Consider the following 15,215-nt stretch of genomic DNA (forward strand, 5'->3'; position numbering starts at 1 on the left):
GGCAACTCCTGTTTCCCTGGTGCGATGTCGGTGGATCATGCCGTCAGCCAGGCGCGCATCGCCGCGGCCGTGGTGTCGGCGTCGTGGTGGACGAGGGTGTAGTGGTCGCCGGGGACATCCGCGGTGTCGTGCGGCAGGGGCCAGCGCGGCAGCCACTCCCCGTCGGGGGCGATGCGGCGCATCTGCGCGGTCGGCCGGCCCCGCACCAGGAGAGTCGGGACCGGTGACGGCTCGGGGTCCCAGTTCTCCAGCACGCGCGCGTAGCCCCCGCCGGCGATCAGCAACGAGTCCTCGAACTCGGCGACGACGTCGTCCGGCAGCTCCGCGCCGGCCGTCATCAGGGCCAGCGCCCGTTCGTCGTCCCGGCGCAGCACGCCCGCGTGCGCGTCGAGCAGGATCAGCCCGGCCGGTGGCCGCCCCGACCGTGCGAGCTCCCGCGCCACGGCGTGCGCGATCGCGCCCCCGGCGCAGTAGCCCACGAGGACGACCGGCCTCTCGGACGACAGGGGGCCCAGCGCGTCGACGTGCGTGCGCACGACCGCGGCCGCACTGTCCGGCACGGCCTTGCGGGCGCCGAGACCGGGGTGCTCCAGCAGGAACAGGTCGCGTTCGCCGTCGAACTGCTTGGCCAGGCCGGCGGGGACGCGATGATACGGCGTGAGGTAGTCCGGGATGTACGCCAGTGCGGTGCCCGCACCCCGCGCCAGCCGGACCGGGTCGACCGCGTACCGGCCGCGCTCGGCGGCGGTGAAGGACGGGAGGGCGTGGGACGCCAGGTAGCGCAGCCCCATCGCCTCCAGCGGGCCGCGCTCGCGCAGGACCTGGTGGTACAGGGGGCCGAATCGGTAGGAAGGCGGCTCGTCCCCGCCGTTGCCGCCCTCGGCACCGCTCCCGGCTTCGGACTCGGCGTCCGGAAGGGCTTCGCGCAGGGCGTCGTGGACGTGCGCGGCCAGCGAATGCAGCGTCGGATGGTCGAACACGATCGTGGACGCCAGCCGCACGCGCGTGAACGCGCTGAGCCGGTTGCGGAACTGCACCGCCATCAGCGAGTCGAAACCGAGCTCCCCGAAAGCACGATCGGTGGGGAGCGCGGCCGGGTTCTCGAAGCCCAGGAGCAGGGCGAGTTCGTGGCGGATCAACTCGACCAGCACGGCCTCCCGCTCGTGAGCCGGAACGGAGGCGAGCCGCTCCCGCCAGGCGCCGGGTGCCTGCGCGGCGGCGGTCGGGGCGGCGGCCGCCGCACGCTTCGGCACCAGGTCCGTGAGGACCGGCGGGGTGGCCGGACCGCCGAGCGCCCTCAGGTCGAGAGGGATCGGCACCAGTACCGGCTCAGGGGTCCGCAGCGCCCGGTCGAGCAGACCGATGCCCTCCTCCTCGTCGACCGACAGGACACCGCCGTCGCCGAGTCGGTGCGCCGGGACCTGGGCCGCCATGCCATCGTCCTCGGTCGTGATCCACGGGCCCCAGGCCAGGGCCTGCGCGGGCAGGCCCTGTGCGACGCGATGCCGGGCGAGCGCGTCGAGAAAGCCGTTGGCCGCCGCGTAGTTGGCCTGCCCGGGGCGGCCCAGCACGCCCGCGGCCGAGGAGTAGAGCACGAACGCGGACAGCCCGAGGTCCTTGGTGGCCTCGTGCAGATGCCAGGCGCCGACCGCCTTCGGCGCGAGCACGGTCGCCAACCGCTGCGGGGTCAGGCCGTCCACGACGCCGTCGTCCACGACCCCGGCGAGATGGAACACCGCCGTCAGTGTCGGCCGACAGGATGCGACCAGGGCGTCCACGGCGGCGCGGTCGCCCACCTCGCAGACCGCCGTGCGCACGGTCGCGTCGAGTTCGGCGGCCCATGCCGGCGTACGACCGCCGCGGTTCACCAACAGCAGGTGGCGGACCCCGTGTTCGGCCACCAGATACCGGGCGAGGCTCGCGCCGAGCGCACCGGTGCCGCCGGTGATCAGCACCGTCCCCTCGGGATCGAGGGAGGGCGCCGCTGCCTGGGGCCGCATCGCGGTCAGCCGGGGTGCGAGAACGGCGCCGTCCTCGAGAGCGACCTGGGGTTCGCCGGTGCGCAGCGCCGCGTCGAGGTCCGCCGGGGACGCAGGGCCACCGCGGCGGTCGACCAGCACGATCCGGCCGGGGTGCTCGGACTGGGCGCTGCGGACGAGTCCGGCGACCGCGGCCTCCGCCGGGTCGGGATCGACTCCGGTGGCGTTGTGGGTGAGCACCAGGAGCCGCCCCGGCCGTGCGCCGGCGATCCAGTCCCGTACGCCCGCGAGCGTGGCGGTGAGCAGCCTCAGTGCCCGGTCGGGCAGGGCGGTTTCGGCGTCCGGTCCCGTCAGGTCGAGCAGTTCGTGCCGCGTGTCGCCGTCGCCGCCCGTCGTGACGGGCCGCCATGCCAGGCGGTACAACTCTGCGTCGACAGCCGGGCGTTGGGCGGGCAGAACTCGCGTGACCAGGGACTCGACCGTGGCGATCGGCTGCCCGGCGTGGTCGGTGAGAGCGACCCGGAACTCGTCCTGGCCGAGCCGCTCCAGCTGGGCCCGGGCGGAGGTGGCGCCGGTGGCGTGGACCGTCAGTCCGGCGCAGGTGAGCGGGACCCGCGCCTCGCCCGGGCCTTCGGCCAGGAGGGCGGCGTGCAGCGCCGCGTCGAGGAGTGCGGGATGCAGGGTGTACGAGCCGGCGGTCGCCGCTTCCCGGGGCGGCAGGGCCAGTTCGGCGAACAGGGACGTCCCCCGGCGCCACAGCGCCGTCACCGCGCGGAAGGCCGGACCGTAGTGGTGGCCGTGCACGGCGAGCCGGTCGTAGTCGACCGGCAGCCGCTCGGCACCGGTGGGCGGCCATGCCCCGAGCGGAACGACGGGCGCCGCGGCGGCCGGGGCGATGGTCGCGGTGGCGTGCCGCGTCCACGCGTCGCCCGCCCGGGCCCATACGGTGACCGGCCGGTTCCCCGCCTCGTCCGGACCGTCGGTGACGACCTGAAGGCGCACCGGCTCCGACTCCGGCAGGACCAGCGGCTCCCGGAAGGCCAGTTCGGTCAGTCGGACCGGACCTGATGTCCCGGCCGCGTGGCAGGCCAGCTCGGCGAACGCCGACGCGGGTACCAGGACCCGGCCGCCGATCGCATGGTCGGCGAGCCAGGACTGGCGTACGACGGACAGCACCCCGGCGTGCCGCACGCCGGGTCCGTCGGCGTCCGGCTGCGGCTCGCCCAGCAGCGGATGCGCGGCCGGGGCGGCGTGCCGTACCGCGTCCAGCCAGTACCGCTGCCGCTGGAACGGGTACGTGGGCAGCGGGCGACGACGGGCACCGCTGTCCGCGTACACCGACCGCCAGTCGACCGGGACACCGTGCACATGGAGCGCGGCCAGCCCCGCGAGTGCGCCCCGCGCGTCGGCGCACGGCGTGAACACCGCGCCCGCGTCCGGGGCGACACAGTCCTCGGCCGCCGCACTGAGCGCGGCGGCCGGACCGGCCTCGACGAACGCCGTGACGCCCGCCTCCACCAGCCAGTTCACAGCGTCGGCGAAGCGGACGGTGTCGCGCACCTGCCGTACCCAGTAGTCGGCGGTGGCAAGGGCCTCGGGCTCGGGGCGGCCGGTCACCGTGGACACCACCGGTACCGACGGCCGGTGGTAGGTCACGGTCTCGGCGACCGCCCGGAACTCGGCCAGCATCGGGTCGAGCAGCGGCGAGTGGAAAGCGTGACTCACCCGCAAGCGGGTGCTCCGGCCGCCGAGCGAGTCGGCCAGCGCTGTCACCGCGTCCTCGTCACCGGACACCACGACGGACGCCGGCCCGTTGACCGCGGCGATCGTGACGCGGCCGCGCGCCTCGCCGAGCCGACGTGCCACCTCGGCCTCCGGCGCCCGCACCGCGATCATCGCGCCACCGGCGGGCAGCGCGGCCATCAGCCGCCCGCGTGCGGCGACCAGTCGGACCGCGTCGCCGAGCGAGAACACACCGGCGAGACAGGCGGCCGCCAGTTCGCCGATCGAGTGACCGACCAGGTAGTCCGGTCGTACGCCCCAGTCGGCGAGCAAGGTGTGCAGGGCGACCTCGAAGGCGAACAGCGCGGGTTGTGCGTAGTCGGTGCGGTCCAGCAGGTCGCTGTCGGGATCGTCGATCACTTCCCGCAGCGGCCGGTCCAGCAACGGCCCGAACCACTCGCACACTTCGGAGAAGGCCGCGTCGAACACCGGAAAGGCCGCCGCGAGTTCACGGCCCATGCCGGCCCGCTGCGCGCCCTGGCCGGCGCAGAGCAGCGCCAGCCTGGGGGTGCCGCGCACGGTGTTCCTGAGCAGTGCCGAACCCTCCTCGCCCGCCGCCAACCGCCGTAGACCGGCGAGCAGTTCGGACGCGTCGGAGCCCAGTACGGCCGCACGGTGAGGCAGGGGAGCCCTGGTGGTCGCCAGTGAGTACGCGATGTCCAGCACGGCTTCGCCTGCCCGCTCCGAGGTGGCCTCCGTGTCCGCCAGTGTCGCCGCGAGCTTCCCGGCGTGGGCCCGGAGACCGGCCGCGTCACCGCCGCTCACCAGCCAGGAGGCCACGGGCAGTCGACGCGTGGCCGTGACTGTGCCGTCCGCCTCCGACGGCTGCTCGATGATCACATGCGCGTTGGTGCCCCCGATGCCGAACGAGGAGACCGCCGCCCGGCGCGGCCGGTCGCGCCGCGGCCACGGCCGTGCCCGGTCGAGCAGTCGCACCGCTCCCGCTGACCAGTCCACGTGCGGCGACGGCCGCTCCGCGTACAGCGAGCGGGGCAGTTCGCCGTGGTGCATCGCCTCGATCATCTTGATCACGCCGGCCACCCCGGCCGCGGCCTGCGAGTGCCCGAGGTTCGACTTCACCGAGCCCAGCCACACCGGGTCGGCCCGGTCACGGTCCTGCCCGTACGTGGCCAGCACGGCACCCGCCTCGATCGGGTCGCCGAGCGCGGTGCCCGTGCCGTGCCCTTCGACGGCGTCCACGTCGGCCGGACCGAGGCCCGCGTCGGCCAGCGTCAGCCGGATCAGCTCGCGCTGCGCCTCGCCGTTGGGGGCCGTCAGCCCGTTGGACGCGCCGTCGGAGTTCACCGCGGACCCGCGCAGCACGGCCAGCACCGGATGGCCGTTGCGCCGGGCGTCCGACAGCTTCTCCAGCAGAACCAGGCCCACGCCCTCGGCCCACGCGGTGCCTTCCGCGTCCGCCGCGAACGACCGGCACCGGCCGTCCGCCGACAGCCCGCGCTGCCGGCTGAACGCGATGAACGGCTGCGGGCTCGACAGCACGGTGACCCCACCGGCCAGCGCGAGCGTGCACTCGCCCGCCCGCAGGGCCCTGGCCGCCAGGTCCATCGCGACCAGCGACGACGAACAGGCCGTGTCGACGGTCATCGTCGGGCCGCGCAGGCCCAGGACGTACGAGATCCGGCCCGAGGCCACACTGCCCGACGACCCGATGCCGATGTGCGACTCCAGCTCGTGCGGCGAGAGGCCGGTGCCGTAACCGGCGTGCATCAGACCGACGTACACCCCGGTGCCGGAGCCGCGCAGCGACGGAGCGGGGATGCCGGCGCGTTCCAGCGTCTCCCAGGCGACCTCGAGGAGCAGCCGGTGCTGGGGGTCCGTGGCCAGTGCCTCGCGCGGGGAGATACCGAAGAACAGCGGGTCGAAGTCGGCCACACCGTCCAGGAAGCCGCCGCGCCGGGTGTAGGTCGTGCCGAGCCGGTCGGGGTCGGGATGGACGAGGGCGTCGATGTCCCAGCCGCGGTCGGTGGGGAAGTCGCCGGTGGCGTCCACGCCCTCGGAGACCAGCCGCCACAGGTCCTCGGGGGAGCTCACGCCGCCCGGGTAACGGCAGCCGACGGCCACGATCGCCACCGGTTCGGCCTCCGGGCCGCGGCGCGCAGCGGCCGTCGCGGGAGCGGGTGAGGACGCGGGAGCGGTGGTGTCACCGCTCATCCGGCCGTCCAGATAGGCGGCGACCGCGGCCGGGTTCGGATGGTCCCAGACCAGCGTCGCCGGCAGCCGCAGTCCGGTGCGCAGACTGAGCCGGTGCCACATGGTCATGGCGTCCAACGAGGTCAGTCCGAGATCGGCGAACGCGGTGCCGGGATCGGCCGCCGTGCCCCGGATCGCCTCGGCCTGAGCGCACACCAACTCCGTGAGCGCGGTGCGTCGTTCACCGGCCGTGAGACCGGCCAGCCGGGCCAGTTCCGGCGCCGGCGGACGTTCGGCGAGCGTCTCGCGCAGCACCGCCCGCCGGGGCTTGCCCGCCGCCGTGCGCGGGACGGCCGGCGTGAACAGGACCTCCTCGGGCACCTTGTGCGCCGACAGCACCTCGGCGCACCCCCGCAGCAGATCGGCCGGGTCCAGCGACTGCTCCGCCGGCACCACGAACGCCACCGGGACCTCACCGAGCAGCGGATGCTCCCGTGCCACCACGGCCGCGTCCCGCACCCCGGGCAGAGCGCGCAGCACCCGCTCGACCTCGGCCGGGTCGACGTTCTCGCCGCCGCGCACGATCCGGTCGCCCAGCCGGCCGGTGACGGTCAGCCCGCCGTCCGCTCCGAGCCGGCCCAGGTCGCCGGTGCGGTACCAGCCGTCTCGCACGGCATCGGCGGTCGCCTCGGGCCGATTGTGGTAGCCGAGCATGACACCGGGGCCACGTACCCAGATCTCGCCCTCGCCGCCGACCGAGGCTTCGTCGCCGACCGTGTCCAGCCCGCTGTCGGGGTCGACCAGGCGGACCTCCATGCCGGGCACCGGAGTCCCGCTGCCGCCCCGCGCCCGTGGCCCGCTCAACGCCTCCATGGCGATCTTGCCGCAGGTCTCGGTGGAGCCGTAGCCGTCCAGGAGCGGTGCGCCGAACCGCCGCTCGACCTCCTCTCGCAGATCGGCGTCGCTCGGCGCGCCCGCGGTGACGCACACCCGCAGCGAGGGCACCGCGCCCAGGCCGCTGTCGAGCAGCTGCCGGAAGGTGAGCGGCACGCCGCCCAGCACGGTCGGCTCGAACTCGCCGATCAGCCGGACCAGTCGGGCCGGGTCCGGCGCCGAGGTGATCCGCGCGCTCGCCCCGGCCACGGTCGTGCCCAGCACACAGAGGGAGTGGGCGTAGGTGTGGGCCAGGGGCAGCGGCCAGAGCACGCGGTCCGTGTCCGTGAGCCCCAGCCGCGGCAGATAACAGGCGAACGAGGACCAGAGCGCGGACCGCTGGCTGGACACGGCCGCCGTCGGCGTCCCGGAGGTGCCGGAGGTGTAGAGCAGCCATGCCGGTTCGTCCAGCCCGAGATCATCGCGGGGAGCGACCGGGCCCCCGGCCCCGAGACTGCCCTCGACCCCGAGACTGCCTCCGGCCTTGAAACCATCTTCCGCCCCGAGACCGCCCCCGGACCTGACCCCGCCCCCGGCCCCGAGACCGCCCCCGGCCAAGTGCGCTCCCCCGGCGATGAGTTCGTCGATGTGCAAGGCGTCGTCCGGCACGTCGCCCTCGCCGGTCACCACCAGACGCACCGACCGTCCGGCGACCATTCCGGCGATGCGCGGCAGACGCCGCTGATCGGTGACGACCACGGCCGGATCACAGTCGGCCAGCAGGTAGGCGAGTTCGGCATGGGTGGCGCGCGGGGGCAGCGGTACACCGATCGCCGCGGCACGGACGGTGGCCAGCAGTCCCTCGACCAGCTCGACACTGTTGTCCAGGCAGAACGCCACCCGGGTACCGCGCTCGACCCCGAGTCCGGCCGCCAACCGGGCGGTCCGACGGTCCAGTTCGGCCCAGCTGACACCGCGCCGGTCGTCGGCGAACGCGAGCTTCTCGCCGTACCGTACGGCGTTCTCCGCGAGCAGCTCCGCCACCGGCCGAACCACGACCGCTTCCGCCAAACCCATCGGGCCTCCTGTCAGGGGGAGTCCGCTCCGTGGCGGATCTTGAAGCAGCGTACGTCGGTGCACCACAACCATGGCCGAAACCCGGCCAGTTGACTGGGAGAGCGCAGTCGGAAGCGGGCCGTCTGTTGGTATGGACCTGTTCGCGATCGGCCGCTAGGCTCTGCCGCGCCACACCCCTGAGAGCGCTCTCAGAGATCCACTGCTCCTGCGGTTCCACCCCACTCCACTGGAACGACGAAGGGCAACCCCCATGAGACGCACCAGATTCACGCATGCCGCCCTGGCGGTGCTGCTCACGCTCGGCGCCGGCCTCGCCGCGGGCGCCACCCCCGCCTCGGCCGGCGATTCCGCCGCGAAGGCACCCGCTTCCGCCGGTCTCCTCACCGCCATGCAGCGCGACCTGGACCTCTCGCAGGCCGAGGCGGAGGAGAGGCTCACCGCCGAGCGGCGGGCCACTGCCCTGGAGCCCAAGGTCCGTCGGGCCGCCGGGACTTCCTTCGGCGGCACCTGGTTCGACGCCGCCGCCGGCCGGCTGACCGTCGGCCTCACCCCGGACGCGACGCCGGCGACCCTCCGGGACGTACGGGCCACGGGCGCCGCCGTCCGCACCGTCACGCACAGCGCGCGCGAACTGGCCGCCACCCAGGCACGGCTCGACGAACTGGCCGCACCCGCGGGAGTGAGCAGCTGGCACGTCGACCCCGAGGCGAGCACGGTCGTCGTGAACGTCGTCGCGAGCGAGCAAGCCGACAACGATGTCCGGCAGTTCACGGCCCGGGCCCACCGCGCGGGCCCCGTCACCGTCCGGCACGTCTCCGCCGCACCGCGGACCCTTGCCGCCGGAACCGTCGGCGGCGACCCCTACTACACCGGCAACGTCCGCTGCTCCATAGGGTTCTCGGTGTACGGCGGGTTCATCACCGCCGGGCACTGCGGACAGCCGTCCGCCGCCGTCTACGGCTGGGACCGCAGCTACATCGGCAACTTCCAGGGCTCGTCGTTCCCGGACAACGACTACGCCTGGGTCAACGTGGGCAGCGGCTGGTGGACGGTGCCGGTCGTGCTCGGCTGGGGCACCGTCTCCGACCAGCTCGTGCGCGGCTCGAACGTGGCGCCGGTCGGCTCCTCGATCTGCCGCTCGGGTTCGACCACCCACTGGCACTGCGGCACGGTCCTCGCGATGAACGAGACCGTCAACTACAGCCAGGGCGCCGTGCGCCAGATGACCAAGACCAGTGTCTGCGCCGAACCCGGCGACTCCGGCGGCTCGTTCATCAGCGGCGACCAGGCGCAGGGCGTCACCTCCGGCGGCTGGGGCAACTGCGGCGGCGGGGGCGAGACCTGGTTCCAGCCCGTCAACGAGATCCTCAACCGGTACGGCCTGACACTGCACACCGCCTGACCCGTGGGGCCCGGCCCCGTTCGGCCGGGCCCGCACGCGTCCAACAGGATCGTCCTGCCGCTGCCGCTGCCGCTGCCGCTGCCGCTGCCGCTGCCGCTGCCGGGAGCGCCGAGGACGACGAGACACCGGGTCGGCACCCGACACCCGACCTGGAGGCGGGCCCCGGTGCGCGACCGCCGCCGCGCCGTCACCTTGGCCGTCTCCCGCTGGTCGGCCCCGGAGGCCGCCCAGGACGGATACGTACCGCCCAGGGAGGGCACCAGCGCCGCCACCGCCCCGGTCGCAGGTCGAAGCGGACGGTCACCCGCACCGCAGTGGCCATGCCGCCGGCCGGCAGCAGGAGAAGGAGCGGACCGACCCGTACGAGTGACAGTCAGCCCCGTGGGGGTGCGGTGCTCTGTCTGAGCACCAGTCGGGTCGGGACCAGGTCGGTGCCCGGCCGGGAGCCGCCCCGGGTGCGGATCTGCTGGAGCGCCTTCTGCACACAGCGGTGACCCACCTCGGCGAAGTCCTGGTGGACGGTGGTGAGGGGCGGCACGAAGAACCCGGCTTCGGGGATGTCGTCGAAGCCGACCACGCTGATGTCGTCGGGGACGGCGCGGCCACGCTCGTGGAAGGCGCGCAACAGCCCCAGCGCCATCTGGTCATTGGCCGCGAACACGGCCGTGCAGTCGGGCCGTTCGGCGAGCGTGAGGCCGGCCGCGTACCCCGACTCGGCCGACCAGTCGCCGTGCAGCGCCGGTGGCACCGGACGTCCGGCCTCCTCCAGCACCGTGCGCCACGCCTGCGTCCGGCGCTGCCCCGAGAAGGAGGTCTGCGGACCGGTGACATGCCATACGGTGCGATGGCCCAGGTCGAGCAGATGTCGTACGGCCTTGCGCGCACCGTCCGCCTGGTCGGTGTCGACCACGGTGTAGCGGTCGCCGGCGTCGGAGTCCACGACCACGGCGTGGACGCCGGGCGGGAGTCGGACGGTGCCGGCGTCGAGGAGACGGATCTCCATGATGACGATGACGGCGTCGACGGCCAGCTCACCCATGCGGGTGAAGGCCCCCAGCACATTGTCCTGTGTGGGGACGTCGATGGGGATCAGGGTGATCGCGTAGCCCTCGGCCGCCGCGTGGGTGGCGATCGCCTCCACGGTACGGCTGTTGCCGGTGGAGGAGAGGCTGAAGAGGATCACGCCGATGGTGTTGAACTGGCCGTAACGCAGGGCGCGGGCCGCGCTGTTGGGCCGGTAGCCCAGCTCCCGCATCGCCGCGAGCACCTGCTCCCGCGTGGAGGCGATCACCCCGGGCTGGCCGTTGGCGACCCGCGAGACCGTCTGGGACGAGACGCCCGCGAGCGCGGCGACGTCGGCCATGGACACCCGCTGCTTACGGCGCCCGCCGGGCACGTCGGAGCCACCCCGTTCCACCACTGATGCCTCCTTCGATCCGGGTGTGAGCGCTGTTGCGCGGCGCATCGGATGTTACGTGTGGGAAACCTTGACTGCCGCTGGGGCGGATGTCACGATTCCGGCGCCGTCATGTTTACGTAAACATGCTGTCGTCCTGGAAGGGCACGTCGATGCGCAAGACCCCTGTGAGTACCCGCCTCACCCCCCGACTGCGCGCCACCTTCGCCGCGGTCGCGGTCGCCGCCGTCACCGGCGCCACCCTGGCGGGCAGCCCGGCCTCCGCCGCGCCGAGCACCGACACCACCCAGTTCAAGGGCGTCAACTGGGCCGACCCCCGCGACAACTTCGCCGACGACCTGCTCCAGCTGTCCGGCCTGTCGACCTCGGACAGCTACCGGGAGACGTACACCAAGTCGAGCCGGATCATCGCGGCGTTCCGCGCGAACCTCGGCGCCAACACCGTCCGGCTGCCGATCAACCCGTACACCGTCAACGGCTCGTACTGGAAGTCGTACCGCGGTGTCATCGACGCGGCGACGGCGCAGGGCTTCAAGGTCATCGTGTCCTACTGGGAGGGCACGGGGGAGCGCAAGGACGGCTACATCGACGACACCACCACCTACTGGCCCATGTGGGACACCGTGGTGAAGGCGTACAAGAACAACTCGAAGGTCTACTTCGAGCCGATGAACGAGCCCCACGGATACACCGACACCGAGTGGGCCGACATAGCGGCGAAGTGGCTCCGGACCTACTCCAAGGTGCCGCGCAACCGGGTCTTCGTGAGCGGCGCCGGCTACAACGACCACGTCACCTCGGTCTGCGCCGACCCGCGCCTCAAGGGCACGTACCTGTCGCTGCACCACTACGGTTTCTGGAAGTCGTACGCCACCTACGACGAGTGGGTCGCCGACCTCAAGGTGCGCATCGGTGACTGCGCGAACCGGACCGTCGCGGACGAGTTCGGCGCCCCGATGACGACCGGCCTGAACTACAACGTGCCGACCCCGGACGACAACTTCGTCAACTTCATCCAGGCCGTCACCGACACCTTCCGCGAGCTGAAGATGGGCTCCGTGTACTGGCCGGGCCTGCGGACCGACGACACGTACTCGATCCAGAAGCTGACCGGCACCCCGGCCAAGCCCTGGCTGGCCACCACCAACCAGTCCGGCGCGGACCGCCTCGCCTGGGCGTGGGGCCGGGGCAAGCCCGTCCAGGACTGACCCTTTCCGACCTGTTCGGCCGCGGTGCGCTCGCACCGCGGCCTACGGTTGTTCCGTACCCCTAGGCGACCCGGGCCCGGTGACGGCGGACGGCGTCGCGGTTGGCGCAGCGTGGGGAGCAGTAGCGCTGTCTACCCGTGCGTGAGGTGTCGGCGAAGACCGTGGTGCACTCCGTCACGGCGCAGCGCCTGAGGCGGTGCACGCCGCGTCCCGTCAGGTGGAGGGCGGTGCCCACGGCGATCAGGGAGAACAGCACGCCGCCGAGCGGCTGTCCCTCGTCGCGGTAGTGCAGATGCCAGCCGGTGCCGACGTGGTTGGTCATCCGCGGGTAGGCGGCGGCCGCGGACAGCATCCGGTTGACCAGTTCGGCGCGCTCGTGCTCGTCCGTGGCGTCGACGACCTTCTCCCACGCGTCCAGTACCTCCCCCGTGCGCTCCAGGTCCTTTGGCGTGGCCGGGCCTTCCACCACCAGACCGGCGGCACGGCAGCGGTCGGCGAGTTCCCCGGCGCTCGCCGGGCGGCGGTTCGCCAGGTCGGCGGCCAGATTCACGGCATCCTCGCCGTAAGGGTTGAGGTGCATAAGGTCATTACATCAGGGTCATGGTCATGGGACAACGCACCGGACCCCGATCCGACGTACGGCAGGCCGTCGAGTACGACCTCGTCGAACTCGTCCGCCTGCGGACTCTGTTGTTCGAGCACCTCGGGGGCGACTTCTTCGACCCCGCGGCGGCGGACGACGGCTGGCTGGACGCGCTGGCCGTGGTGCTCAAGGAGCAGCTGACCGCGGACGGCGTACGCATCCTCGTCGTGGACGGCGCCGACGGCGGCCTCGCCGCCTGCGGGATCGGCACCATCGAGCAACGGCTGCCGGGGCCGCATCTGCACAACGGCCGGATCGGGCAGGTCATCGGCGTGATCACCGACCCCGCGCACCGGAGGCGCGGGCACAGCCGCGCGATCATGCGGGGCCTGCTCGACTGGTTCCGGGACCGCGAGGTCGCGCGCGTGGACCTGTACGCCTCCACCGAGGGCGAACCGCTCTACCGCGAGCTCGGGTTCACCCCGCACCCCGACCCCGCCCTGTACCGGCGCCCGTGAGACGCGGCGCGCTACCGATGAGCAAGAGACGCGTCCCGAACCGGAGATGAGGTTCCGTGCCCCAGCTGATCCCGAAGTCAGGGCCTCAACGCGTCCTCGTCGCCTCGAACTTCGTCTACACGATCGGCAGCGGCCTCCATCTGACCGCAGGAGTCCTCTACTTCACGCAGGCCGTGCACCTGCCGGCCGCCCAGGTCGGGCTCGGACTCGGTATCGCCGGTCTCGTCGCCCTGGCCATCGGTATCGGTGTCGGGCATCTCGCCGACGTGTACGGAGCGCGGGGGGTCTACGCGGTCACCTTGGTCGTCCAGGCGCTGGCCACGGCCGCGTTCGTCCTGGCCGACGGTTTCTGGCCGTTCGTCGCCGTGGTCTGCGTCGCCGCCGGAGCGAAGGCGGCCGGTCTGGCGGCGCGCTCCCCGCTCATCCGCCACCACGGAGGGGACCGGCCGCAGGAGTTCCGCGCCTACCTCCGTGCCGTGAGCAACGTCGGCATCTCCCTCGGTGCCGTGGGAGCGGGCTGGGCCGTCCAGGTGGGCACCCTCACCGCGTACCGGCTCATGGTCGCCGGGAACGCGATCGCCTTCGCCCTCTGCGCGGCGATCCTCGTCCTCCTGCCGCCGGTCGCCCCCGGCCCCGCCACCGACGGCCCCCGTTGGAGCGCGCTGCGGGACCGGCCCTACCTGCTGCTCACCGCCCTGGACGGCATCATGGCCGTCCAGTTCAAGGTGCTCACCGTGGCCATCCCGCTCTGGCTGGTCGACTTCACCGCGGCCCCGCACTGGCTCGTCTCCGGCACCATGCTCACCGGAACCGTCATCGTCATCGCGTTCCAGGTACGCGTCGGCCGCACGGTCGACTCGCCCGAGGCGGGCGGCCACGCCTACCGGCGGGCGGGCGCGGCCTTCCTCGTCTCCTGTGCCCTGGTCTCGCTGTCGGCGGGCCTGCCGGGCTGGGCGGCAGCAAGCCTCCTCCTGACCGCGGTGGTCGTCCACACGGTCGGCGAACTGTGGCACGCCGCCGCCGGCTTCGAGGTGTCCTTCGCCTTCGCCCCACGGCACGCCACGGGCCAGTACCTGGGTGTGTTCGGCCTGGGAGCGGGCCTCGCCGAGGCGCTGGGCCCCGGTCTGCTCATCGCGCTCTGCATCGGCTGGGGCCGTCCGGGCTGGTACGTCGTCGGCGCGCTGTTCCTGCTCACCGGCCTGGCCGCACCCGCCGCCGTGCGCCGGGCCGGGGTCAGCCGACCGTCCGCAGATACGCGCCGAGCCGGGCGATCGCCGAGGGATTGCGCGGGCTCTCGACCAGGTCGACGTAGTCGAGCGTGAAGATCCGCTGGTGCTTGACGGCGGAGACGTTGCGCAGCGGGGCGTAGGAGAGCAGGAACTTCTTCTTCTGTTCCGCGCTGACGTCGCCGTAGTCGCAGATCACGATGGTGTCGGGGTTCCGCTCCACCACGCTCTCCCAGCCGACCGTGGTCCAGGAGTCCTGCACGTCGTGCATGACGTTGACGCCGCCGGCCTCGCTGATGATCTGGTCGGGGGCGGCGTAGCGGCCGGAGGTGAAGGGCTGGTCCTGGCCGCTGTCGTAGAGGAACACCGTCGGCTTCTTCGCCGGCGCCTCGGCACGGACGTCGGCGACCTCCTTCTTGAACCCGGAGATCAGCGTGGCCGCGCGCTTCTCGACACCGAACAGCTTCCCGAGGTTGGTGAGGTCGGTGTAGAGGGCCTCCAGCGGCGGCATGATGCCGCGCGAGGTCTTCGTCCGGCCGTTGCGGCAGGACTCGGTGAGGATGTATGAGGGGATGCCGAGCTTCTTCAGGGCGTCGGGGGTGAAGCCGGCGTCCTCGCGGAAGCCGTAGTTCCAGCCCGCGAAGACCATGTCGCCGCGGACGTCGAGGACGTTCTCCTTGGTGAGCTGGTCCTTGGAGAGCCACTTGACCTTGTCGTAGCCGTCCTTCCACGGGACACCGCCGAGGTCGCCCTTGTCGTCGGGCATCGCGAACCCGGCCATCCGGTCCTCCAGGCCGAGCGCGAACATCAGCTCGGTGATCCCGACGTCATTGGTGACGACGCGCTCGGGGATCTTGTCGAACGTCACTTTCTTGCCGCAGTTGGTGAGAGTGACCGACGAGGACTCGGCGTCCTTCGACGGCGTCTCCACCGACGCGCCGCATCCGGTCGCGGTCGCGGCGAGACACAGGGCGGTGGCGAGCAGTCTGCGCATGGGGG

The 15,215-nt window shown here is 72.8% G+C and carries 8 protein-coding genes; 4 read left to right on the forward strand and 4 right to left on the reverse strand.

The genetic code is table 11. The features are described from left to right. Window positions 1-35: 35 nt before the first annotated feature. The gene (locus ACWD3I_RS22080) at window positions 36-7,862 is read right to left on the reverse strand and encodes a type I polyketide synthase (RefSeq protein WP_365401808.1); all 7,827 of its coding nucleotides are present in this window, start codon (window positions 7,860-7,862) and stop codon (window positions 36-38) included. Between the two features lie 250 nt (window positions 7,863-8,112). On the opposite strand from ACWD3I_RS22080, the gene ACWD3I_RS22085 reads away from it, so the two are divergent. Further along, window positions 8,113-9,264, forward strand: coding sequence for a S1 family peptidase (locus ACWD3I_RS22085; protein WP_365401805.1), 1,152 nt, complete (start codon window positions 8,113-8,115; stop codon window positions 9,262-9,264). Window positions 9,265-9,637: 373 nt separating this feature from the next. Here the strand turns inward: ACWD3I_RS22085 and ACWD3I_RS22090 are convergent, their stop codons facing one another. Next, window positions 9,638-10,684, reverse strand: a complete 1,047-nt coding sequence (locus tag ACWD3I_RS22090) for a LacI family DNA-binding transcriptional regulator (RefSeq protein WP_365401802.1) — start codon at window positions 10,682-10,684, stop codon at window positions 9,638-9,640. A gap of 149 nt (window positions 10,685-10,833) precedes the next feature. Between ACWD3I_RS22090 and ACWD3I_RS22095 the strand changes: the two genes are divergently transcribed. After that, window positions 10,834-11,889 carry a glycoside hydrolase family 5 protein gene (locus ACWD3I_RS22095; RefSeq protein WP_365401799.1) on the forward strand — a complete coding sequence of 352 codons (1,056 nt, stop codon included), beginning with the start codon at window positions 10,834-10,836 and terminating at the stop codon, window positions 11,887-11,889. A gap of 61 nt (window positions 11,890-11,950) precedes the next feature. Here ACWD3I_RS22095 and ACWD3I_RS22100 read toward each other — a convergent pair whose 3' ends face one another. Next, window positions 11,951-12,469: a CGNR zinc finger domain-containing protein gene (locus tag ACWD3I_RS22100; protein WP_365401796.1), complete on the reverse strand. Its 519-nt coding sequence runs from the start codon at window positions 12,467-12,469 to the stop codon at window positions 11,951-11,953. A 26-nt stretch (window positions 12,470-12,495) separates the two neighbouring features. On the opposite strand from ACWD3I_RS22100, the gene ACWD3I_RS22105 reads away from it, so the two are divergent. Together ACWD3I_RS22105 and ACWD3I_RS22110 are read left to right on the forward strand one after the other, a co-directional pair. Continuing rightward, window positions 12,496-12,990 carry a GNAT family N-acetyltransferase gene (locus tag ACWD3I_RS22105; protein WP_365401793.1) on the forward strand — a complete coding sequence of 165 codons (495 nt, stop codon included), beginning with the start codon at window positions 12,496-12,498 and terminating at the stop codon, window positions 12,988-12,990. A gap of 56 nt (window positions 12,991-13,046) precedes the next feature. Continuing rightward, window positions 13,047-14,312, forward strand: a complete 1,266-nt coding sequence (locus ACWD3I_RS22110; protein WP_365401790.1) for an MFS transporter — start codon at window positions 13,047-13,049, stop codon at window positions 14,310-14,312. Here the strand turns inward: ACWD3I_RS22110 and ACWD3I_RS22115 are convergent. Further along, window positions 14,224-15,210: an ABC transporter substrate-binding protein gene (locus ACWD3I_RS22115; RefSeq protein ID WP_365401787.1), complete on the reverse strand. Its 987-nt coding sequence runs from the start codon at window positions 15,208-15,210 to the stop codon at window positions 14,224-14,226. The two genes, ACWD3I_RS22110 and ACWD3I_RS22115, sit on opposite strands and share 89 nt — an antisense overlap. Window positions 15,211-15,215 lie beyond the last annotated feature (5 nt).

The sequence above is a fragment of the Streptomyces sp. NPDC002817 genome (assembly GCF_053592055.1).

Coding starts and splice junctions, on each gene's coding strand:
- ACWD3I_RS22080 (WP_365401808.1), bottom strand. CDS start 7,862: ATGGGTTTGGCGGAAGCGGTCGTGGTTCGGCCGGTGGCGGAGCTGCTC.
- ACWD3I_RS22085 (WP_365401805.1), top strand. CDS start 8,113: ATGAGACGCACCAGATTCACGCATGCCGCCCTGGCGGTGCTGCTCACG.
- ACWD3I_RS22095 (WP_365401799.1), top strand. CDS start 10,834: ATGCGCAAGACCCCTGTGAGTACCCGCCTCACCCCCCGACTGCGCGCC.
- ACWD3I_RS22100 (WP_365401796.1), bottom strand. CDS start 12,469: ATGCACCTCAACCCTTACGGCGAGGATGCCGTGAATCTGGCCGCCGAC.
- ACWD3I_RS22105 (WP_365401793.1), top strand. CDS start 12,496: ATGGGACAACGCACCGGACCCCGATCCGACGTACGGCAGGCCGTCGAG.
- ACWD3I_RS22115 (WP_365401787.1), bottom strand. CDS start 15,210: ATGCGCAGACTGCTCGCCACCGCCCTGTGTCTCGCCGCGACCGCGACC.